The organism is Paenarthrobacter sp. TRD_SC_7 (assembly GCF_056156245.1).
Window position 1 is genome coordinate 128,827 of sequence record NZ_CM149587.1, and the last position, 21,481, is coordinate 150,307.

At 61.2% G+C, this 21,481-nt stretch carries 17 protein-coding genes; 4 read left to right on the plus strand and 13 right to left on the minus strand.

Annotated features, from left to right (window positions below):
* The first annotated feature begins 8 nt into the window (after positions 1-8).
* The 3 genes from AC0J5Z_RS00655 to AC0J5Z_RS00665 all read left to right on the plus strand — a co-directional run bounded on the left by AC0J5Z_RS00655 (position 9) and on the right by AC0J5Z_RS00665 (position 2,831).
* A complete protein-coding gene (locus AC0J5Z_RS00655) occupies positions 9-1,202 on the plus strand; it encodes a hypothetical protein (RefSeq protein WP_475036744.1) in 1,194 nt (397 codons plus the stop codon).
* A 194-nt stretch (positions 1,203-1,396) separates the two neighbouring features.
* Entirely contained in the window at positions 1,397-1,528 is a 132-nt protein-coding gene (locus AC0J5Z_RS00660; protein WP_475036745.1) for a hypothetical protein, read from the plus strand.
* A 256-nt stretch (positions 1,529-1,784) separates the two neighbouring features.
* Positions 1,785-2,831 carry an FUSC family protein gene (locus tag AC0J5Z_RS00665; protein ID WP_475039478.1) on the plus strand — a complete coding sequence of 349 codons (1,047 nt, stop codon included), beginning with the start codon at positions 1,785-1,787 and terminating at the stop codon, positions 2,829-2,831.
* Here the strand turns inward: AC0J5Z_RS00665 and AC0J5Z_RS00670 are convergent.
* The 11 genes from AC0J5Z_RS00670 to AC0J5Z_RS00720 all read right to left on the minus strand — a co-directional run bounded on the left by AC0J5Z_RS00670 (position 2,821) and on the right by AC0J5Z_RS00720 (position 16,083).
* Positions 2,821-3,252 carry a hypothetical protein gene (locus AC0J5Z_RS00670; protein ID WP_475036746.1) on the minus strand — a complete coding sequence of 144 codons (432 nt, stop codon included), beginning with the start codon at positions 3,250-3,252 and terminating at the stop codon, positions 2,821-2,823. The genes AC0J5Z_RS00665 and AC0J5Z_RS00670 overlap by 11 nt on opposite strands.
* Before the next feature lie 53 nt (positions 3,253-3,305).
* Positions 3,306-4,085 (minus strand): SDR family NAD(P)-dependent oxidoreductase, encoded by a 780-nt coding sequence (locus AC0J5Z_RS00675; protein WP_475036747.1) that lies wholly within the window; start codon positions 4,083-4,085, stop codon positions 3,306-3,308.
* Between the two features lie 170 nt (positions 4,086-4,255).
* Positions 4,256-5,764 carry a glycoside hydrolase family 32 protein gene (locus AC0J5Z_RS00680; protein WP_475036749.1) on the minus strand — a complete coding sequence of 503 codons (1,509 nt, stop codon included), beginning with the start codon at positions 5,762-5,764 and terminating at the stop codon, positions 4,256-4,258.
* Positions 5,765-5,884: 120 nt separating this feature from the next.
* Entirely contained in the window at positions 5,885-7,492 is a 1,608-nt protein-coding gene (locus AC0J5Z_RS00685) for an ABC transporter substrate-binding protein (RefSeq protein ID WP_475036750.1), read from the minus strand.
* Between the two features lie 78 nt (positions 7,493-7,570).
* Positions 7,571-8,530, minus strand: a complete 960-nt coding sequence (locus tag AC0J5Z_RS00690) for a carbohydrate ABC transporter permease (RefSeq protein WP_475036751.1) — start codon at positions 8,528-8,530, stop codon at positions 7,571-7,573.
* Between the two features lie 7 nt (positions 8,531-8,537).
* Positions 8,538-9,521 carry an ABC transporter permease gene (locus tag AC0J5Z_RS00695; protein WP_256870471.1) on the minus strand — a complete coding sequence of 328 codons (984 nt, stop codon included), beginning with the start codon at positions 9,519-9,521 and terminating at the stop codon, positions 8,538-8,540.
* Entirely contained in the window at positions 9,518-10,561 is a 1,044-nt protein-coding gene (locus AC0J5Z_RS00700; RefSeq protein ID WP_475036753.1) for a LacI family DNA-binding transcriptional regulator, read from the minus strand. Before AC0J5Z_RS00700 ends, AC0J5Z_RS00695 begins: the two co-directional genes overlap by 4 nt.
* A 185-nt stretch (positions 10,562-10,746) precedes the next feature.
* A complete protein-coding gene (locus AC0J5Z_RS00705; RefSeq protein ID WP_475036754.1) occupies positions 10,747-12,597 on the minus strand; it encodes an IucA/IucC family protein in 1,851 nt (616 codons plus the stop codon).
* The gene (locus AC0J5Z_RS00710) at positions 12,594-13,184 is read right to left on the minus strand and encodes a GNAT family N-acetyltransferase (protein WP_475036755.1); all 591 of its coding nucleotides are present in this window, start codon (positions 13,182-13,184) and stop codon (positions 12,594-12,596) included. The genes AC0J5Z_RS00705 and AC0J5Z_RS00710 overlap by 4 nt, the downstream gene beginning before the upstream one ends.
* The gene (locus AC0J5Z_RS00715) at positions 13,181-14,524 is read right to left on the minus strand and encodes a lysine N(6)-hydroxylase/L-ornithine N(5)-oxygenase family protein (protein WP_475036756.1); all 1,344 of its coding nucleotides are present in this window, start codon (positions 14,522-14,524) and stop codon (positions 13,181-13,183) included. Before AC0J5Z_RS00715 ends, AC0J5Z_RS00710 begins: the two co-directional genes overlap by 4 nt.
* Positions 14,521-16,083, minus strand: coding sequence for a pyridoxal phosphate-dependent decarboxylase family protein (locus AC0J5Z_RS00720; protein WP_475036757.1), 1,563 nt, complete (start codon positions 16,081-16,083; stop codon positions 14,521-14,523). The genes AC0J5Z_RS00715 and AC0J5Z_RS00720 overlap by 4 nt, the downstream gene beginning before the upstream one ends.
* A gap of 285 nt (positions 16,084-16,368) precedes the next feature.
* On the opposite strand from AC0J5Z_RS00720, the gene AC0J5Z_RS00725 reads away from it, so the two are divergent.
* Complete coding sequence (locus AC0J5Z_RS00725; protein WP_475036758.1) at positions 16,369-16,728, plus strand: hypothetical protein; 360 nt, start codon at positions 16,369-16,371, stop codon at positions 16,726-16,728.
* A 42-nt stretch (positions 16,729-16,770) separates the two neighbouring features.
* On the opposite strand, the gene AC0J5Z_RS00730 is transcribed toward AC0J5Z_RS00725, so the two are convergent.
* Together AC0J5Z_RS00730 and AC0J5Z_RS00735 are read right to left on the minus strand one after the other, a co-directional pair.
* Positions 16,771-19,623, minus strand: a complete 2,853-nt coding sequence (locus tag AC0J5Z_RS00730; protein WP_475036759.1) for a DUF7507 domain-containing protein — start codon at positions 19,621-19,623, stop codon at positions 16,771-16,773.
* Positions 19,624-19,806: 183 nt separating this feature from the next.
* Positions 19,807-21,432, minus strand: a complete 1,626-nt coding sequence (locus tag AC0J5Z_RS00735; protein WP_475036761.1) for a sigma-70 family RNA polymerase sigma factor — start codon at positions 21,430-21,432, stop codon at positions 19,807-19,809.
* Positions 21,433-21,481: the final 49 nt, after the last annotated feature.

Sequence of the window (21,481 nt, forward strand, 5' to 3'; positions counted from 1 at the left end):
AGTTCTTTATGTCCTATGACCTGACGGTCTACTGTCCGGAAACCCCCACTATTGAGCAGGTGCTGCTGCTCGTGGGAAACATCCGTGGCCTGCGTGTCGACCCAGCCAACACCAACGACACCGGTGTGGTGGTGCTACGCGGGGTGAAACGCAGCTACAGCTTCACCGTGGACGGGCCATTCCCGGTAGAGGTCGAAGACATCCCCGTCGAGATCACCGCGGTCCTGCCTGAGGTGACAACGATGTTCCAGGTCCTAGTGGAAGGAACCCAGGAGGCGGAGATTCCCCACGGTGTCCGCTTCGCCCGGAAACTGGCCAAAGCCTGCCACGGGATGGTCTTGGACGAACAAACAGACGAGGTATGGCCCCAGCCCCGAACTACTAAGGCCGCATCGCAGCCAGAGCAAAAACAGGAGCCCCTCAGTGTCTGGCTTAGCTGGATGCTTTTGGAAGATGACCTGCCGACGGACTTTCTCGAACGCTACCTACAACTAGCACAGGAACTCCTCCCCGAAGCCGTCCCGGTGCGGTTCGGGAACTACGAACCGTACCAGCACTTCGACTCGACAGGTCCCAAAGGGTTCATCACCGAGTACTACAGCAGCAAAGCCAACAAATGGGAAGTCCACTATAAGAACCCCTCACCTATCACTTTCGGGAAAATTGAGGGTCCGGAGCGCGCTTGGGGTATTCCGTTCACCCGAATCACGTTGGTCGTCGACGGGCCGAACCTCGCCGATGACGCACTCAGGAGCGCACTCCGACGCTTTTTCCTCGCCGTAGCTACCGAGCTCGGTGCGGTCTATGCCTCCGCCGAGGTGGAACGCGGCCAATACATGCCGCGCCGTCCATTCTTTCGGCTTCCGCCAGATCAATGGGTAGGCTTCCCGCCCTACCCCCTCTGGTGGGTATGGGTCGGGCCTCGGCTCGTGCCCGATATCGGGCAATTCCTTGCTCCTGAGGCCAGCGAATACTCCGGTGGCCTGTTCCGGGCCTTCAGCGATGAACCCCTCGACCGCCGCGAGCTGACAGAAGTACTCGGCGCTCAGAATCTGCCGTGGATCCCGGCCGAATACTCCGCAACCTACTCGGACGATCAAATAGCGCCGCTCGCCCCTGCGTCCGTGATCCCTAAAGTCCTCCGCAACCGCGAACCCCTTTGTCTTCCCCCCGGTATCTACAACCCTCCGAGGAAACCCTGAAAACGGTCGCCCTGGCCGGAGAGCTGGCATTTGCTGCGGACGTCCAAAAAACGGCCCGCTGCGTCCTATGATCTGACGGTTTATTGTCCGAGGTCCCCTAGCATTGACGATGTGTTGCTGCTTATGGGCAATACTCGTGGGCTGAATGCGGACCAGCCACTTCCAACGACACCGGTGTGGTGGTGGTGCGCGGGATGAAGCGCGGGTACAGCTTCACCGTGGACGGACCATTCCGGGTCGAAGCCAAGGACGTCCCCGACGAGATCACCGCGGCCTTGCCTGAAGCGGCCACGATGTTCCAGGTCCTGGTCGAAGGAACCCAATAAACGGAGATCCCGCACGGGATCCGCTTCGCACGGAAACTGGCCAATGCCTGCCACGGTGTCGTCGTGGATGATCAGAGCGACTTGTGGCCTATCCTCGGGTCAAGCCCTCGTCGGAGCCAGAAACATTTCCAAGATGCGATCTTCCGCGCCCACCATGCTGCGGGTTGTGACCGGGCTTATGGCGGGACGGCTGGCGGCCCTGATAATTTCGAAAGCGACCCATAAGGATTGGTGGTGTTTCCCCGTGCCCGCATTGATGGTCCACGCCCGCGAGCTCCACCGGCTGGGCCCCGCCAACAACGATCGCCTCTCGGCAGTACGAGTGGCCCTGAGCGTCGCAGTACCTGGGCTGTTCCTCATTCTCATCGGCCGTCCGGACCTTATGATGTACGCCGTTTTCGGTGCGCTGACCGGCATGTACGGCCGCAACGAAACGCACCAGCTCAGGCTCAAACACCAAGCCCAGGCTGCCCTGTTCCTGGTGGGCGGGCTGACCATCGGTGTGTTCCTTTCCGTCAGCCACATTCACTCGTGGTGGTTGGTACTGGTGGCAACACTGTTTGCCGGCGCCGGGTCCCTGTACGCGGACGCTGTGCGCCTCAAGCCCATAGGGCCGTTCTTCGGCATCCTCGCGCTGGGCGCCTGCGCCTCCGTCCCCACCAATGTGCCATTCACGACGGCGGTGCTCATCGGTGCCGCGTCCGCCGCCTTTTCACTGGTGGTCGGTTTTGCCGGCTGGTTCCGGCGGCGCACGTGGGTAGCCGGGGCTGCCCGCGACGTTCCCGTCCTTCGCGGCCCGTTGCGTCAGGCTGCACTGGTCCATGCGGCACGCTATTCCCTGGCGGTGGGTGCAGCCGGTGCTATCGGAGTCCTGAGCGGCAGCGGCCATCCCCACTGGGCTATGGCCGCCGCGGCCGTCCCCCTCGCCGGCGCCGACCTCCCAAGCCGCGTCCACCGAGGCATCCACCGCATTGTGGGGACGTTCCTTGGATTGGCGGTGGTCGCCGTCGTGCTTTTCCCCAGTCCGCTATCGCCGCTTCAGTACTTCCCCGGCCAAACCACGGTGGTGCTCGCTGTGCTGGTGGTCCTGTGCCAGTTCCCCACCGAGCTGTTCATGGCGCGGCACTACGGGTGGGCCATGGTGTTTTTCACGCCTGTGATCCTGCTGATCGCGCAGCTGGCCGCCCCCATGGATCCAGGCGTGCTGGTCATGGAGCGCGCCATTGAGACGTTCGTGGGAGCGGTGGTTGGCATTGCAGTTGCGGTATTGGTGCGGGCCCCACGGGGCAAGGTCAGTTGGTGACTACGAGGATGTTCGGGTGGATTTTCGTCAAGCCGCTCGACTCAAGCTGCTTGGTGTCATAGCCGTCGGAAACCAAGACGGCAGATTTCTGGTCGGGACCACCGATCCTCAGCATCTCGCCTTGGATGGAATCCGTGCAGCCGCTGTGCGAGAAGTATGGTTCCGCGGCTTCCACGATCAAACAGGATGGGTGGCCTTGTTTGCCTTCTCCCAAGTAGTACTTCTTCCCGTTCTTTTCAGCGACCAACAGCACCTTTTCCAATTCGAATTGCTCGAGATTTAGGTCCTTCGGTGGAGTGTCAGCCTCCGTTGCCTCGCGTTCCAGCGCCTTAAAGCCCGTGTAGCTGGTACCGGAGCAGCCGCTCAGCAGCACTCCGCTGACAACCATGGCCCCTAGGAATGCCAACGACTTGTTCTTCACAGCACTGCCCCCTCAGGCTCGAATGAAGTGCCATAATAACCCGAGTCTCAGTTTTACGGTTCGAGCGGCCGACGAGGTGGGCCGGACGTGAGCTTGGCCGGCAGGATGCGTGCGAAGAAGCTGACCACCTTGTACCGTCGCGTCGGGATGGAGACGCCCTTGCCCTTGGCATTGTCCTCCAGCCCCTCGCGTACCACGCGCTCGGCAGTGAGCCACAAGAACCGGGGAGCAACGGATTTATCCATGCCCATGCGATCGTGGAATTCGGTGTGAGTGAAACCCGGGCAAACCGCGGTGACCTGCACCCCGGACTTCGCATAGGTGATGTTGGCCCACCGGCTGAATGTCACCTGCCAGGCTTTGGCCGCAGAGTAGGTCCCCCTGTTGGCGAACGCAGCCACGCTGGCAACATTGATGATCCGGCCCTTCCTGCGGGCCAGCATGACTTCCAGCGCCGCGTGGCTCAGCTCCATGGGTGTCTGGACGTGGAGCCGCAGGTGGCGACGTTCCTCGTCCAGGTCATTCCGCTCGAACGACTTCAACAGCCCGATGCCTGCATTATTAACCAGGACATCCACAGGCCGTGCAGCGTCCCGCAAGCGGTCAGCCACGGCTGAAACGCCGACGTCGGTGGTCAAGTCCGCGGAAAGGACCTCCGCCGAGATACTGAAGTCGCGTTCAAGCTCTTCGGCTTTTTCCTTCAGGCGCTCTTCATCGCGGGCCACCAGAACTAGGTGGTGTCCGGCTTCGGCGAGCTGGCGCGCGAATTCGGCACCCAGCCCCGCGGTGGCCCCGGTAACCAAGGCAGTGAGTTCGTTGGCTCGAGTCGTCATGCGCTTAGACTAGCCCCTCCTCTTTTCCCGCGCCGAGGTGGCATTTAACACCAATGTCTGCGGCTGGGATTGTCATCAAATGTCACCTCGACGAAAAGGATGCTGGTTTCAGGACGAGCGGATCCGTAGATATGGAGTGTGTCGGCGGCCTTTCGAGTGGTGTGGGTGGTCTACGCGTACTGGGTGATGTGCAGGCTCTTGATCGTGGCTGATCCGCCGACGGCGTAGAGGGAGACATCGTCGCTGTTGGGTGAGGGGAAGATGAGTTCGGTCATGGTGACTTGACCGGCCTGGGCGAATACTTCCACGGAGCACCGGTCCACGAAGAGGGTGAGTTGGTACTGACCCGCAGCCGACCGGATGGGTGCCGTGTCGATGGATGCGAAGGCATCGTGGAAATCCGTTTGCCCGGAAGTGCGTCGGTCGGCTACGAGGGTTCCCTCGGCAGGCCGGACGCCGATGCGGGTTCCTAGCGCACCTTCGCCGCGGACTACGAGCCCGAATTCTTCGGCGGTTCCCGGCGTGAGGGTGAGGTCGATGCGTTGGACGGTGCCTGCCGCGCCGTCAAGAATCGTGGTTCCCTCCGGGATGGTGGTTTCTGGGAGGCTGAAGTTTGAGACCGGGGCACCCACGGCAGCCCAGTCCCCCATCGGCTGCTGCACGAGGTGGGTCTCTCCGTCGATGGTTTGGAGTGTCAGTTCCCGGGCAAGTGACATGGGGCTTCGCCATGATGCTGTGGGGAGTTCGTGAACGTATTGCCAGTTGTTCATCCACGCGATCATCAGTCGTCGGCCCTCTGGTGCATCGCTGAAGGAGACGGCGGCATAGTAGTCCCGGCCCCAGTCCAGCCACCGGTATTCACCCAGCCGATCAGGGTCTTGAAGGCCTTCGGTCACTGTGGTGGCTGAGGTGAAGGTGGCGCCGTCGAAGTCACCTACGAAGTACTGCCCGGCCGAGCCGCCATTTGGACCGCCTGGGTTCAGGTTGACGGTGAGCACCCATTTGACGTCTTTGGGGTTGCCGTCGACAGGCATGGGGAACAGGTCCGGGCATTCCCAGATACCTCCTGTGGCATTCGCGGGACCGAAGGTGCTCAGGTACTCCCAGTTCTTGAGATCCCTGGACTTGTATAGGAGGACTTGGAAGTCGTGTGCTTCAACGGCCACCATGACCCAGTAGCTGCCGGCGTCACCCTCGTAGCGGAACACTTTAGGGTCGCGGAAATCTGCTGAACGACGATCCAGAACGGGATTCTCCGCGTATTTGGTCCAGGTGTACCCACCGTCGAGGCTGTAGGCGAGTGACTGTGCTTGGACGCCTTCGAGCGCGGAGGCGGGTTTGTAGGCGCTGGTGTAGATGGCTACCAGGGGTGCTGTTCCGTCCTTGCCGAAGCCGCTGGTGTTCTGCCGATCGAAGACGATGCTGCCGGAGAAGATGTCTTCATTCTCGTCACAGGCGATGGCGACGGGATGGTCAGTCCAGCTCACGAGGTCGGTGGATGTTGCGTGGCCCCAGGACAGGTTGGCGTGCTCGCTGCCGAACGGGTTGTTCTGGTAGTAGAGGTGGTAAACGCCGTCATGGAAGATGAGGCCGTTGGGGTCGTTGATCCACGTGTTCCTTGTTGCAAAGTGCAGGGCCGGACGGAAAGTATCGGTGGTCGTGGCGGTCTCGGCAGTCATGAAAGTGAGCCTCTTTCTTGGCAGGTGGTCCCTGCAGTTCTCGTGGAAGTGCCGCAGGGGGAAGGGCGGTGAAGGTGGAACCAGCGCGCTGGGCGCCGGTTCCACCTGGGGTGTTGGTAGTTATGAGTTCTTCTTGAAGCGGTCGTAGGCCGCCTGGTAGACCTCGATCATTTTGTCGATGCCGACGTTCTTGAGTTGGGTGACGTAGCCGTCCCATTCCTGCTCGATGCCGCCGGAGACGATCCACTTGGCGGTGTTTTGCTTGACCAGCGAGGTGACGTCGGTCTGGATGGTGCTGATCTGCTGGAGTTCTTCGTTGGACAGTGCCACGGGCGGGTAGCCGTCGTTGCCTGCGAAGGGCTTGTAGTTTTCGGTGACCGTCTTTTGGCGGGCTGCGGCGCGTGGTTCGGGGGCGACGACGGAGGTGAAGTTCTCTGCGGTGTTTGCCTTCGGTCCGCCCGGGGCGACCTTTTGGCGTCGTTCGCCTTCGCTGGTTCCGGCCGGTGCCGGGATTTGGGTCAGGATGCCGCTGGCGTCCTTCTGGAGGGTCTCACCGATGGGTCCCCAGTTGGCCTGGGCCGACTGGATGGGGTCATAGAGGTTGTCGGCCCAGCGCATGGTGGCTGCCGGGTATTTGTTGGCCCGGGTGATGGCGAATGCGCCGCGGGCGATTTCCTGGTTGTTGGACTGGCTGGCGATTCGTTTGCCGTCGACGCCCTCAAGGACGGGCACCAAGGCGTAGTCGCCGGCGCGGTCCGCTCCAACCATTTCAGGAATTTCCCACCAGACGAATGAGCCGAGGTTTTCCGTGGCGGCCTTGCCCTTGGCCAAATAGGCTTTGTCGTCCTGGGAGAAGGACTCCGGGTCAATCAGGCCTTCCTTGTACCACTCGTGCAGTGTCTGGATCGCCTTCTTGTAGCCATCCTGGGTGGCCGTGAAAATGACCTTGTCGTCCTGGACGATGCGGTGGTCCATGTTGTCCGGTGTTCCGCCGAGGGCAGCGATCAGGTCCACGATGTCGCCGCACCATGAGCCGGGCATGAAGCTCAAGGGAATGGTTTTGCCTGTGCCTGAGGCGTCCTGGGCTTTGAAAGCCACCAGGGCGTCGTGGAATTCATCGATGGTCTTGGGCATGGGGATGTTGAGCTTCTTGAGCCAAGAGGTGTTGATGGCCAGTTCATTGGGGAACTGCACCAGGCCGAGCTCTTCCACGGAGGGCAGGGAGTAGATGTGTCCGTCCGAAGAGGTGATCGCCGCCTTGATGTCGGGACGCTCGGAGAGGAGCTTGGACAGGTTCGGTGCGTTCTTCTCGATCAGCCCTTCCAGAGGGATCAATGTGCCGCTGGCGGAGTACGTGGCGATCTCGGCGTCCGTCAATCCAGTGTTGAAGAATGCGTCCGGCAGGTCGCCGCTGGCCAGGATCAGGTTCTTCTTTTCCTGGAAGACCGTCTCGGGAAGGTTTTCCCACTCGACGTGGACGTTGGTGGCCTTTTCCCATTCCTTGACTACGGTCATCGTGTTGTAGTCCGGAGCCAGGGCCGCCTTCGTCCCGGAGAACTTCAAGGTCAGCTGCTTGCTGACAATGGGGAAGCCTTTTTCCTGAAAGCCGAAGTCTGCGGAGGCATCTTTGATCTCCGTGGTGCCCGAGTTGGAGCCGGAGCAGGCGGTGAACGTCAACGTTCCGGCCAGCACGGCGCCAAGGACGGCGAGTTTGCGGCTGATTGCCATGGTCATTCCTGTTCTGAGGGTGTTGTTGGATGCGGTCCAGAGCCGAATGCCTTAGACCGTCTTCTTTGGGGTTTGCGACTATTTGACGGCGCCGATCATGGCGCCCTTGGTGAAATGCTTCTGCATGAATGGCAGGGCAATCATGAGTGGCAGGCTCGAGACGACGATCATGGCGTACTTGGTGAGCTCTGCGATCCTTTGCGCTGCCGCATAGGATTCGATGTCCCCGCCGGTTGTTCCGGTGGAGGAGACATCAGACTGGATCAGGATGTTGCGCAGCACGAGCTGCAGCGGGTATTTGGTGTCATCGTTGAGGAAGATCAAGGCGTCGAAGAACGAGTTCCAGTGGGCCACGACGTGGACCATGATCATCAGCATGATCAGCGGCTTGGAAAGCGGCAGGACCATGTTGAAGAAGAACTTGAAATCGGTTGCCCCGTCCATCTGGGCGGCCTCGCGCAATTCGTTCGGGATGGTGTGCTCGAAGAATGACCTTGCGATGATCAGGTTCCAGACGCCCACGGCACCGGGCAGGACGACAGCCCAAATGCTGTCCAGCATGCCCAAGTCCCTGACCACCAGGTACTTGGTGATGAGTCCGCCGTCGAAGAACATGGTGATAACGAACAGGAGCATCAGGATCTTTCGACCCGGCATGTCCTTCCTGGAAAGCGCGTAGGCCCCGCACAGGATGGTGGTGACGCTGATGGCGGTTCCCAGGACCGTGTACATAAGCGTGTTCCCGAGGCCGTTCCAGATCCTGCTGTCAGCGAAGATCCGTTCGTAGCCCTCGGTTGTAACACCGGAAGGGAACAGCCAGACCTTCCCCTCATAGACGGCATTGGGGTCACTGATGGAAGCGATCACAATGAAGTAGAGCGGGTAGACCACGGCCAGAATGGACAACAGCAGCACCGACGTCGCGGCGACGTTGAAGACGCGATCGCCGTATTTGTCGCGCAACGACTGCTTGCGGCGCCCCGGGTTGGGAGCACGGTTGGCCTGGTGGATGGTTGAGGGTTCGGTTGTCAGGGACATTTCGGCATCACCACAAGGTCGCTTGGTTGGCCCGGCGCGCGATCGTATTGAAAACGAGCAAAAGCGCAAGGTTGAGGAGGGAGTTGAACAGGCCAATGGCGGCCGAATAACTGAACTGCGCCTGCTGCAAACCAGCGTGGTAGACGTACGTCTGGATGATCTCCGAGGTGGACAGGTTCAATGGTGTTTGCATCAGCAGCGCCTTTTCGAAGCCCACGTTCAGCAGGTTGCCGATAGCCAGGATGAAAAGGATGGTCACTACCGGCATGATGCCCGGCAGGTCTATGTGGCGGATGCGCTGGAGCTTTGACGCACCATCCACCTTCGCGGCGTCGTGAAGTGCGGGGTCGATAGCGGCCAAAGCTGCGAGGTAAACGATCATGGAGAACCCCGCGTTCTGCCAGACATCCGAGATGACGTACACCGGCCGGAACCACTCAGCCGAGCCCATGAAGAAGATCGGCTCGCCTCCGGTGAGTTGGATGGCGTTGTTTACCAGCCCGGACCTCGGCGAGAGGATCACGAACATGATTCCCACCACCACAACCGTGGAAATGAAGGCCGGTGAGTAGAGCACCGTCTGGGTGAACTTTTTGAACCTCTCGCTCTGGAGCTGGTTGACCAGCAGAGCCAGGATGATGGGGATCGGGAAAGCCACCAGAAGGCCCAGAACCGCAATCCAGAGAGTGTTTCCCACCACCTGGCCGAACTGGTAAGAGTTCACGAACCGGACGAAGTGGTCCAGCCCCACCCAGGGGCTGTCCGTGAAGCCGTCCACCGGGTTGTAATTCTTGAAAGCAATCTGCACGCCATACATCGGCCAGTATTTGAAAACCAGGATGTAGACAAGAGCAGGCGCTAGTAATACGTATAACTGCCAGGCCCGAAAAATGCGGCGGAGGCGGAGCGAAGCAGAAATTTTTCGTTGCGGAACTTGCGGCACCGGTGCCGCAGACGGACGCCCGCGTTTCGCCGGCATAGTGCGGCTCATGGCATCTCCTTAGGGTGTGTAACTGACTTTCGTTCAACAAGGGGGCATTCCATGAGCTCCACCCGACCGTCGGGCTCGGCACCTTGGAGGATAAGATCAACCGCGCGCCTGCCCATGGCAACAAAGGGCAGCTCAAAAGTTGTCAGCCCAGGACGAAGATGAGGCGCAACGATGGCTTGGTTATCAAAACCCACAATCGAAACGTCAGCGGGGATCGAAAGCCGAAGATCGGCTACCGCTTGATAAGCTCCCCACGCCGTGCGGTCATTGGCGCAGAAGATTGCCGTAGGTTGCTCCGGGGCAGTCATCAATTCCATTGCATATTTGTAGCCGTCGTCCTCGCCGCCCCTGCCGAAGCGCACCAGGGCAGGGTCCACGTCCAGTCCAGCCTCTGCAAGGGCTGCCGTATAGCCTTCGTAGCGGCCGACCGCGGCAGGAAGGCCACTTTCGAGCAACTCGATGTTGATCATCCCCACGCGAGTGTGCCCGGCACTGAGCAAGTGGCGGGTTGCTGAATAGCCGCCGTTCACCTCGTCGGGTGCCACGCTGGGGAGCTGCCCGGCCCGATCCTGGGAGTTCAGCACCACCGAGGGAACACCCGCGAGGGCCTTGGGCACCTCCAGCAGCCGGTGATACATGGAGCCGTAGACAACGCCTGCCACATTGTAGGAAAGCATGGCGTCAAGAGAAGCGGCCTCAAGGTCCTTGTCTCCGCCGGTGTTCATGGTTAGCAGGAGGAGCCCATCCTCCCAGGCGCGCTCCTGCGCCCCTTCAATGATCGCCCCGGCAAAGGGGGAAGTCGCGACAGTGTCGCCTATGAACCCCACCATGCCGGCCAATCCATCACGGAGGAACTTAGCGTGGGCGTTCGTGCGGTAGCCGAGTAGCGCTACGGCATCCTTGACCCTGCGTCGGGTCTCGTCGGAGAACCGCGACCCGCCCGCTGAATTCAGCACCAGGGAGACAGTGGCCTGCGAAACACCGGCAGCAGCAGCAACATCGTGCATGGTCGGCTTGGAATTCGGCTTTGACTTCGCCATGGGCACCTCCTTGGGCCGTATCAGCGTAATGGTTATTCGTATTAGTTATTCGTATAACGTGCACCAATGTATCCCGCGTCACATTGCAGTGTCAAGGGTTAGGACGCACCCGCTCCGCCGAGGTGACAGTTAATACCCATGCCTGCGAGCAGGATTGGTGTTAACTGCCACCTCGGCGAGCTTGACTAGGCGAACTTGGCCAAGGGGTTGGCCAGGCGTCCTGCCATCTGGAGCCCACCGGAGGGATCCGAAATGTCGAGCATCTGCTGGTTGTTCCGGAGCTGCAGGCGGTTGAGGCAGGACAACTCAAAGTCCGGCGCGAACAGGTCATGCATGGCGAACTGGTCCGCCAGCTCCGGGTGGCGTTGCTGGTATTCCCGCAGCACGGCGGCTGCAGTCCCCCAGAACTCGTCCTCGCGTAGCGTCCCGTCCTCCACAAGGATGGCGCCCAGGAAGCGGAAGATGCAGTCGAATACATCGGTGAAGATGGCTAGGACCATTTCCTCCGCGGGGATCTCGGCCTTGACGCGGGAGACTTCCTCAGGCAGTTCAAGCCGGTCCCCCATGACCACGATTTCCTCGGCGATGTCCTTCATGATCGCCCGGACCGGCACGCCGTTTTCGAGGATCAGAATGACGTTCTCGCCGTGCGGCATGAAGGCGAGCTCATACTCGTAGAGGCAGTGAACCAGCGGCACGAGGTAAGCCTCGAAGTAGCGGCCAAGCCACTCGGTGGGCGCCAGGCCAGAGCGTTTAATAAGGGCAGACACCACGGAGTTTCCGGCCGAATCCACGTGCAGGAGAGAGGCCATGGTCGCCAGCTGCTGTCCGTCCTTGAGCAACGGCAGCGGACTTTCCCTCCACAGGGCCGAGAGCATCTTGCGGTAGGGCGAGCCCTTGGCCGAAGCAGCCTCGTAGTAGTGGTTGTGGTACCCGATGGCCGCGGTTTCACGGATCATGGCCAGGCCCCGGTTCTGGAGCTCCTGGTCATTGCCGATGAGGTCTTGCAGCCAGTCATTGATGGCGGGAGTTGCCTTCATGTACTGCGGAGACAGACCACGCATGAAGCCCATGTTCAGCACGGACATGGCCGTCTTCACGTACGCCTTCTCCGGAGAGTCGGTGTTGAAGAACGTACGGATGGACTGCTGCGCTTGGTACGAATCTTCCCCGGTGCCCAGATTCACGATGTGGCGCTGGGCGATTTCTGCCGCGAACGTCACCGTGAGCTTGTTGTCCCACTGCCACGGATGGACCGGCATGAGGAGGTAGTCCTCCGGATCCAGGCCGGATGCGGACAGTTCCGCGTTGAACCACGCAAGAGTCGCAGGCCCGAGTTCAGCCTCGAAGTGCGTCCGGTAATCCAGTCCTGCGCTGGAGGTAAAAACTGCTTTGCTGCGGTGCACAGCGATCCACTGCAGCTTCACGGCTGCGCCGGTTTCCGGAGCGAACGCGTGGTAGTCGGCAATACCGAAACCTAGCCTGCCGTTGTTGGCCACGAAGCACGGGTGCCCCTCGGTCATGCTGTGTTCAATGGCTTGGAAATCCGCGGCCCGGTCAGTGCCGCCGGTGATGCCCGCAGCCAATTGCGCCGAGCTGAAGGGCTTGCCCTGCTTGTAGGCGTGGCTGGCCAGCGTGCTGCTGATTTCCTCAAGGTACACGGGCAGCATTTCCTGGCGGATGGCCAGTGCCTCGTGGAATTCGGCAATGAAGTCCAAGGCATCCACAGGGAGCTCTTGGCCATCGCGCAACCGAATAATGGATTCCGCGGACACGGCCCAGTGCTCCAGCTGCAGCAGCCGGGCGCGGAAGCGGTACTCTGTGGCGTCATCGTCGCTCACCACCTTGTAGAACCCCACGCCGGCGCCCTCATCGCGGATCAGCTCAGGAACCAGGATGCGCTCATGCGAGAACTCGGCGATCGCCTTGCGGACCAGGTGCCGGTTGGCGATGGCCCAGCGTTCGGGGGTCAGGTGGGACACTGGCTCGGCGACCTGGTTGACGGTCTCTTCGGCGGTGCCGGTCGTGGTGGTCACAGGGATTCTCCTCTGGTCGCCGCGGCAGGCGCGGCCAGAATCGGGGTCAAGGTGGCGAGGAAATCCTCGCGGGTGCAGAAGCTCAGCAGCCCCTGCTTGTGGTCTTCGGCAGGGTCGACGGCGGGAAGGGTCACCACGCCGTGCGGACGGAAGCCCACTTTCTCGTTCAGGACATGGATCTTGTGGTTGCGGGCGTCAGGCTCGACGACGACCCGTTGCGTTGCGGGGTCATCGAACAGTTCCGTCATGACGGACTGCATGACGGCGGTAGTGAAGCCTGGCTGCGGTTCACCTGCGGGCGGTGACACCAGGAGGTGCATGCCAACGTCACCTGGCCGAACCTCGTAGACGTCCGCCAAAGGCGAGGACTCCGGGCGGTACCGCTCCATCAGGAAGGCGGGGACGCCGTCGTCGAGCCCCATGAACGCTTGGTGATGGCCTGTTGCGGCGATTCTCGAGTACTCCTCCACAACGTCCTGCTCAGTGGAGGAGACCATTCCCCAGAACCGGGCATATTCCTGGCTGACCCAACTGTGGAGGACAGGTGCGTCAGCGACGGGGTCAACCGGGCGGAACGTGAAGCTCATACGGTGGCTCCAGCGGTTTCGGGAACGGTGGCGGCGACGGGAGCCGGCGCCCCGAACTGCTGGAATGCAATGCTGCGCTCCACCGGGTAGACCTCGCGGCCGGTGATTTCGCGCAGGATGCAGGAGTTGCGGTAGGCAGCCATGCCGAGGTCCGGAGTGACGAAGCCATGGGTGTGCAGCTCCGCATTCTGGACGAAAATTTCGCCGGGTTCCACGCCGGTGCCATAGTTGCGCTCGACGTCGAAGCGGCCCTTGGCGTCGCGGCGGATCCGGTCCTTGATACCTGCCAGGAAATCGGGCTCCTTGTAGGTGTAGCCGGTCGCGAGAACCACGGCTTCGGACTCCAGGCTGTAATCGCGGCCGTGTTCCTCGTGGTGCAGCTGGAGCGTGTGGGTACCCGATGCGGGATCCCACTCAGCAGCCGTCAATGACGAGTGCGTGTGCAACTGCGTGTCCACCATGCCGGAGAGGCTCTTGGTGTAAAGGAGATCGTAGATGTCGTCTATCAGGTCCGAGTTGATGCCCTTGTACAGGTTCTTCTGGCTCTTGATCAGTGAATCGCGCTGCTCGCCCGGAAGCGAGTGGAAGTAGTCGACATACTCCGGCGAGGTCATTTCAAGGGTGAGCTTGGTGTACTCCAGCGGGAAGAAGCGGCCGGAGCGGGTGACCCAGTTGAGCTGGTAGCCGTAGACGTCGATTTCCTGAAGGAGTTCGTAGTAAAGCTCCGCGGCACTCTGGCCGCTGCCCACGATGGTGATGTTGCGTTTGGATTGCAGCTCACTCTTCCTCGACAGGTAGTCGGCGTTGTGGAGGACAAGTCCGCCACCGTCCACTATTCCTGCACAGGAGTCCGGAACATAGGGGGAAGTGCCGGTGCCCAGGACCAGCTTGCGGGCGCGAAGCACCTCAGCGCCTTCCGGACCCTGCACTGAAAGGCGGTACACGCCGTCGTCGTAGCTCACATCCAGCACATCCGTGCTAAAACGAACCGACTCAAGCTGGCCAGCCACCCACTGGCAGTACTGGTTGTACTCGGCGCGCAATGGGTAGAAGTTCTCGCGGATATAGAAGCGGTACAGGCGGCCCGTCTGCTTCAGGAAATTCAAAAAGGAGAACGGCGACGTCGGGTCGGCGAGCGTCACGAGATCCGCCATGAACGGAACCTGCAGATGTGCCGGCTCAAGCATCATGCCAGGGTGCCAGTCGAAGGACTCGCGGCGGTCCAAGAAAACGCAGTCCAGGTTTTCCACCGGTTCGCTCAGCGCGGCCAAGCCAAGGTTGAAGGGCCCGACGCCGATGCCTGCGACGTCGTAAATCTTGCTGTTCCCTGGGGTGCTCACGCGGCGGCCTCCGTTGTGTTTGCGAGGAGGCTGGCGCCGGTCCTGCGGATAAGTTCGATGATTTCCTGAATGTCCCTCAAGCTGGCTTCAGCATTGAGGAGGGTGAATTTGAGGTAGTGGCGGCCAGCCACCTTGGTGCCCGCAACAACGGCTTCACCGGAGGCGAAAATCGCTGCGCGGATGGCGGGGTTGAGGGCGTCTGCCGAGTCCTCGTCGATGGCCACGCCGTCGACAATCGGGCGGTAGCGGAACACCAAAGTGCTCAGCTGCGGCGCAGCGACGAGCTCGAACTCGGCGTCATCGGCCAGCAAGGTGCCCACCCGGCCCGCAAGGTCGATCGCTTCGTCGAAGAGCGCACCAATGGCGTCTGCGCCCATGATGCGAAGGGTCAGCCACAGCTTCAGGGCATCGAAACGGCGGGTGGTCTGGATGCTCTTGTCCACTTGGTTGGGAATTTCGGCCTTGGCGGCGCTCTCCGGGTTGAGGTAGTCCGCATAGTACGTGACGTGGCCCATCATGGAGCCGTTTCGAACCAGGACTGCGCTGGAACTGACGGGCTGGAAGAAGGTCTTGTGGAAGTCGACGGTGACGGAGTCCGCAAGGTGTATCCCGTTCAGGAGGTGCCGGTGCCTGCCGGAAACGATGAGTCCTCCACCGTAGGCACCGTCCACGTGCAACCAGGAATCGTAGGCGCGGACCAATGCGGCCAGCTCGGAGAGCGGGTCAACCGAACCAAAGTCCGTGGTCCCGGCGGTGGCCACGACCGCCATCGGCACCAGGCCGGCGTCGTGCGCTTCTGCCAAAGCAGCCGCGAGTGCGGCAGGGTCCATCCGGTGGTCCTCGGCAGTGGGAATGGCGATGACGGCGTCGAACCCAAGGCCCAGCATGGATGCAGATTTCTGGATGCTGAAGTGGCTGTCCACCGACGTGAAAATCCGGAGCCGGTCAAGCAGGTGCGGAAGGCGCGCGTCCCCGTTCGCGGCCCGCAGCTTGGCGACGGCATGATTGCGGGCAATCAGCAGCGCCTGGAAGTTGGATTGGCTGCCACCTGACGTGAACACACCGTCAGCGTTGGCGTCGAAACCGATGCGCTCGGCGGTCCAATCGATGAGGCGGCGCTCGATCATGGTGGCCCCGGCGCTCTGGTCCCACGTGTCCATGGATGAGTTCACGGCCGAGAGCACAGCTTCGCCCACCAGCGCCGGGATGACCACCGGGCAGTTCAGGTGTGCAGCATAACGGGCGTCGTGGAAGTAGATGGCGTCCTTGAGGTAGAGCTCGTCGAGCTCCTCCAAGGCAGCGGCGGTATCCGGAAGCGGTCGCTCGAGGTCCACGGCACCAACCTTGGCCTTCAGTTCAGCATGCCCGACGCCGGTGAACGGCTGGGCAGTCCGCTGGACTTTGGTGGAGACAGCATTGACTCCTTGAAGGACCTGCGCGACGTAACTGGGCGAATTTCGTGCGTTGAACAGCTGGTTTGTGGCAGCGAGGGCCAGTTCCACTTTGGAGCCAAAATCCTGCTCCTGAGCGATCCGCTCTTCGACACTAGGTGACGTCACGTCAGCTTCCTTCCGTTTGCGTGGGGCGCTTGTTAGCAAGGTAAGCCTTACTTAGGTAAGCCTTTCCGTCAAACTTTTGTGACCTATTTCGCTCAGAAGGCGGTTTCTCGCGGTTCTATCGACCGGTTAGCGTCATTGACTTTTCTTGGGACTGCTTTGGGTGCAGAATGTGGCACTCTTTTAGGCCACGGACCTGTCCTTAGAGGCCATCGGCTTCCACCCACGGCTTGCTTGGTAACAGGGAGTAGAGTGCAAGGACTATCAGCTGTCAGCGGTTGGGGGACCATGAAAGACCACGTTCACGAGCGCATCGGTTTCCGCGAAATCGACGAGCACGGCAACACCGTACCTGCGGTTAGTCCCCATGTGCCCGAGCCTGAAGACCCCGCGCGAAAACGCCTGTCTTTCAACCCGTTCATCGTGGTGCTCTGGACACTGGACGCGGGACTAATGGGCTTCGGGTTCTGGGCCTTGAGCGAAGCAGCAGCTGCGATAGCGGCGCCCACGGAGTTCAACACCTCGGCACAGTTGAACTTCATGCTGATGTCGTACACACCGTACGTCCTTCTGGGTGCACTCCTTCTCACGGCCGCCCTACTCTTCTGGCACGCCGTGCAATGGCAAAAAAATCGGTCGACCAAGTAGCTACCTGAACGACCGATTCTTCGGCTTGTTGCCGCGCGCCGCTTAGAGCTCCGTTGCGACGAGGATGCGCTTGCGGCGTCCGCCGAGCAACAGGAACAGGCCTGCGCCAACAACGAGAATGCTGGCCGGCACCACAGTGAGGACAACCCCCGTTTCCGCCAGCGGCCCCCCGGATTCACCCGCCAGCGGCCCTCCGGATTCACCGGCCAGCGGCCCCCCGGCTTGCTCGGCCAGCGACGCGCCCGATTGGCCCGGAAGTGTGGGCGGGAAGGTCACAACAACTTTGGCGACTGGGGTGGTGACCGACGCAGCCGTCGGCGGCCTACCCGTTGCAGTCGCCGTATTGGTAACCTTGCCGGCTCTGATGTCCGGCTGGGTGATTGTATATGTTGCGGCAGCGGTGGTGCTTTCGCCGGGCAGCAGGGTTCCTGCGGCAGCGGGCCAGGTATGGACGAGGGCCGACAAGCCCGGCATCAGGTCATTGATCGCAACGTCCGAAAGCGGGACACTCCCGGTGTTCTTCACCTTGAAGGTGTAGGTGATCACGTCACCCACTTGGGCTGGATCTCCCACTCCAGAGGCGTCAGTGGTCTTGGAGAACTGCAAGCCCGCTTCTGAAGTCAATGGGGTATCCGTATGGCCCGGTGGAGGCTCGACGGGCCTGCCCTTCGGAGGCGTACCCATGGTCCTGGCGCTGTTGGCGACATGACCGGCGTCGATGTCTGCTTGGCTGATCACATACGTGGCTGTAGCCGTCACTTTCCCACCGGGCATCAGCGTTCCTGCAGCACCGGGCCAGGTGTACGTCAACGTCGAAAGCCCAGGCAGAGGACTGTCGATAGACACGTTCGACAGCGTGACATTTCCAGTGTTCTTCGACGTGAACGTATAAATGATCTGGTTACCCACAACCGAAGGATTCTGCACAGCCGAAGCGTCAGCTGCCACGCTGAACTCCATCGCAGGGCCAGGAGTCAGTGAAGTATCCGTACCTGCGGGCGCCGGGGTGACGGGTGGACCTGTCGGAGGATTACCCGTGGTGGTCGCTGTGTTGCCGACATGACCGGCGTCGATGTCCGCCTGGGTGATCGCATACGTTGCCGTAGCGGTCACGGTTTCGCCGGGCAGCAGGGTCCCTGCAGCACCAGGCCAGGTGTACGTCAAGGCCGAGAGCCCAGGCAGAGGACTGTCGATAGACACGTTCGACAGCGTGACATTTCCGGTGTTCTTCGACGTGAACGTGTAAACGATCTGGTCACCCACAACACCTGGCGATTGAACGTCGGAACTGTCAGCAGACGTGGAGAACTCCATGTCCGGCACCTCGACAGCCGTGTTGGTCAGAACACAAGTGATGTCAGCACCGGCAACGGGTACCAGGGCCAATGAGCCATCGAAAGCCGCAGCGTGGGGCAAGCCAGCCTGTAAACCATTGGCGTCAGTACATGTGATGGCCTTGTTGTAGCCGGCGAGGTTTGTGCCCGATTCCGTCAGGTAAAACGTGCTGCCAGCGGCTGCCACGTACGTGCCCGTGACGCCGGTACCTGCGGTGACGGCGGAGCCCGAACCTGTGGTGGTGGCGTTGGCGGTATTGCTGACAACCGGTCCTGTGGCCGAACCCGTACGGATTTGAGTGGTGAACTGGTGGGAATCCAACAGACGTGGAGCGTCGAGAACCGCATTCAGGGCAATCCTGGGGGCGCGAACAATCAGGGTTGCGTCGGCAGGCGGGTTCAGGTTGGTGACGATGTTGGCGGGTCCGTTAACGTACGTTCCCTCCGCGGCCGCAGTGACGTCCACAGTAATGGTGCACGATGACATGCCCTGGGCCAGATCGCCGCCCGTGACAGAGATGGTGTCGCTACCGGCAACGGCCGTCCTCACCAGAGGATTGGTCCCCGCGGCCTGCACACAGGTGCCCCGAACGTTGGGCATACCTGCAACCACTACCCCGGCCGGCAGGGAGTCACTGATAAACCAGTCATTCTTGGCCATCAGGTCGTCAGTGTTAGTCACGGTCAATGTGACCGTGGAGCCGCTCCCGGGGCCAATAAGGGAAGGCGTGAAGGCTTTATCCACCTGCGGGGTGACATCCACAATCTGCGGCAAGTCGAAGGCGACGTCATTTCCGATGCCGCTGGTCGCTTCATTCCTCAGCTCCAGGCCGAGTGTAGGGGTTGTGCTCGCAGGCATCCGGTAGGCAGCAGATTGGAGCTTGGTGACCTGGACGTTTGTCTGGGTGCTGCCGCCGCAAGGATCGAGCCCTGTACTGAGCACTTGTCGCGTCCCGTTGATGAGCAGGCTGAAGGTCTCACTGGCATGTACCACGTGGCAGTTCACTTGGGCGAAATACGCGGACACGGCGTAGTAGTGGCCGGCGATTGCCGGGATGGTGTTGGAGATGGTCCGGAACTGGACACCAGGCGTGATCTGCCCATTGGAGCTGTTGGTGTATTCGGACAGGATCTGGTTGGCTGCGGCCCGGGCTGCCGTCTGACCCTGCTCCAGGCCTAGAGCCACGGCCATGCTGCGGACCTGGTTCCAGCCTGCAGGTTGGTTTCTGAGACAACCGGTATCAGAGGTGGGCAGGGGTGAGGACGAGTTCAGTATCCAGCCGTCGCATTGCCCGCCGGCAGGCGTATAGGGCGTATCAGCCGCATACGTCTCGTTGGCTGCGGCTGGGCCACCCGTGTAGTCGAGGAGGCTGATGGCACCATCGGAGGCATTCTCGTTGGAAAAGTCCTCAGTGTAGACAGGGGTACCCGGCTGGGCTACGCCAGGCGTGCCTGGCGTAGTGGCTGAGGCAGGTGGCGCTACGGCGCCGCCCGCCCCCAGGAACATCATCACTGTGGCGACTACTGCCGCCAGCAATTTCTGTGGACGTGCGCGTTTCATGGGCTCTCTCGCGTAACCGACATATCCTGTCGTCGAAAACTCAACTAGCTTCAACGAGGGCGCCGACAAACGGAGACCCGAAGGCATAGTGAGAGAAGTTCGCAAATCGTGACGCGAGAACCGAAAAATATTGAAAAGTTTTTTCGAAGCCCTGCAGTGCGGATTCAGGGACAGCGCAAGTGACTACCGGAAGGCGTTGGCAAACGTCTTGGTGACGATGCCATTCCCGCCAAACCGGTAGTTGAGCGTTCCACTTTCCGCGGCGGGCGGGAGGGCAACGCCCACCGTGAAGGAAAGGTTGCTGCGGTCCAAAGATTCGGTAGTGCAGCGGATCTGCCGCACATTTGAAGCAACGTTGCCACAGGCCCACCCCGCAGGGGCAACAGTCCGTCCCGCCACAAAGGTTGCCTGGTCCGGGAGGGTAAAGACGGCCTCCCCCGTAGTTGGCACGCCCTCGCCTTGAAGCGAGAACTTCACGTGGAGCTCCCGCTCCGTCGGGCCTGAACCCGCCACCGCAGTAAACGTTGCGTCAACAATCTGGGTCAGCGGCGCCGTTGACGCCGAAGCCGTGGGCGCCGTCGTCGAGAATACAGAACCGGAATCGACCACTACCGCGCTCCTCGGCGGCTGCTGCGCCGGCGGAATCACGGCGGCGGTGGGTTGCGGCGCCGCTGCCACGGGCCCAACAGCCGGGGACGCCACGGTGGGATTCGACGTCGGCGTAGCAGCGGGCGCGGAGCTTGGCGTTGCACTCGGTGACGATGTTTCCTGGGCTGCAGGTGCTGTGGTTTCGGAGGCAACAGATTCGGAACCTGCGTTGGGCTGAAGGAACCACACCAGTACTCCCGCCAGTGCCAGGACTCCCGCCACGACGGCCGCCGTCAACTTCCATACATGGCCTGCGCTGCGCACCCCGGTGGTACCTGCTTGGCCGGATACTGCTGTGCTTCCGGCACCTGAAGATGCCCCTACGGCCGTGGCGGCCGATCCGAGTGCGGCAACCCCGCCCGGGGTAAAAGCGATGCCCGTAAGCAACGGGAACAGGATGGCCCTCATGCCGCCTTGGACGTCATTGAGTTCAATCAGCAGAGCCGTGCACTTGGCGCAACCATCCAGGTGAGCGCTAACTCTCTCATGAGACGTACGCTTCAGTGCGTTTCGTGCGAACTTTCCCAACTGGCTGGAGTACTCGTCGCATGCAGTGCCCATCGTCTGGCTGATGTGCTGCTGAAGGTAGGCCTGACGCAGTCCCTCCCTTGCCCGGAGGGCCAACGATGAGACTGCGTTGGGCGTGAGGCCCACGAGGGGAGCCGCCGCCGCCGGCTTCAGGCCTTCGATGTCCAAGTGCCAGAGCACGGCCTGCCAGCGTTCGGGCAACGATTTGAACGCCTTGGCCATGATGCTCGACTCAAGGTCGTTGAGGACGGGGTCGCTGTCCAAGACAACGGCATCCAGGACGGCGTCGTCGGCTGCAGTTGGCATGCGGCGGGCCAGGCGATTCCTGTCGTGGGCCGTGCGGCGTACCACAGTCAGGAGATAAGAGCGGAAGAACTCCTTGGGACCCTTGCCTTCCTTCAACAGCTGGAAGATGGCCGCGAAGGACTCGGCCACGACGTCGTCGGCGTCACTGGGATTATCGCTCTGCGCGCGGGCAACGTACTGGGCGACTTTGAAATGCCTTTGATACAGCACATCGAAAGCCTCGGTGGCGCCTTCGCGCACCAACAAAATGATCTGGGGATCGCTGCCTGTAGCCATTGCCGAGGCTGAAGACGCTCCATTGGCCGCTGCCGCGATTAGTTGATCCATAAACAATAGTGTGACATCACATTGGCTGTCACTTGAATCGAGGCATCCA

Bases quoted from the DNA above. Each gene is read 5' to 3' on its own strand.
- AC0J5Z_RS00735 (WP_475036761.1), bottom strand. From the start codon at position 21,432: ATGGATCAACTAATCGCGGCAGCGGCCAATGGAGCGTCTTCAGCCTCG.
- AC0J5Z_RS00685 (WP_475036750.1), bottom strand. From the start codon at position 7,492: ATGGCAATCAGCCGCAAACTCGCCGTCCTTGGCGCCGTGCTGGCCGGA.
- AC0J5Z_RS00680 (WP_475036749.1), bottom strand. From the start codon at position 5,764: ATGACTGCCGAGACCGCCACGACCACCGATACTTTCCGTCCGGCCCTG.
- AC0J5Z_RS00725 (WP_475036758.1), top strand. From the start codon at position 16,369: ATGAAAGACCACGTTCACGAGCGCATCGGTTTCCGCGAAATCGACGAG.
- AC0J5Z_RS00655 (WP_475036744.1), top strand. From the start codon at position 9: ATGTCCTATGACCTGACGGTCTACTGTCCGGAAACCCCCACTATTGAG.
- AC0J5Z_RS00700 (WP_475036753.1), bottom strand. From the start codon at position 10,561: ATGGCGAAGTCAAAGCCGAATTCCAAGCCGACCATGCACGATGTTGCT.
- AC0J5Z_RS00710 (WP_475036755.1), bottom strand. From the start codon at position 13,184: ATGAGCTTCACGTTCCGCCCGGTTGACCCCGTCGCTGACGCACCTGTC.
- AC0J5Z_RS00660 (WP_475036745.1), top strand. From the start codon at position 1,397: ATGAAGCGCGGGTACAGCTTCACCGTGGACGGACCATTCCGGGTCGAA.
- AC0J5Z_RS00690 (WP_475036751.1), bottom strand. From the start codon at position 8,530: ATGTCCCTGACAACCGAACCCTCAACCATCCACCAGGCCAACCGTGCT.
- AC0J5Z_RS00665 (WP_475039478.1), top strand. From the start codon at position 1,785: ATGGTCCACGCCCGCGAGCTCCACCGGCTGGGCCCCGCCAACAACGAT.
- AC0J5Z_RS00675 (WP_475036747.1), bottom strand. From the start codon at position 4,085: ATGACGACTCGAGCCAACGAACTCACTGCCTTGGTTACCGGGGCCACC.
- AC0J5Z_RS00730 (WP_475036759.1), bottom strand. From the start codon at position 19,623: ATGAAACGCGCACGTCCACAGAAATTGCTGGCGGCAGTAGTCGCCACA.
- AC0J5Z_RS00695 (WP_256870471.1), bottom strand. From the start codon at position 9,521: ATGAGCCGCACTATGCCGGCGAAACGCGGGCGTCCGTCTGCGGCACCG.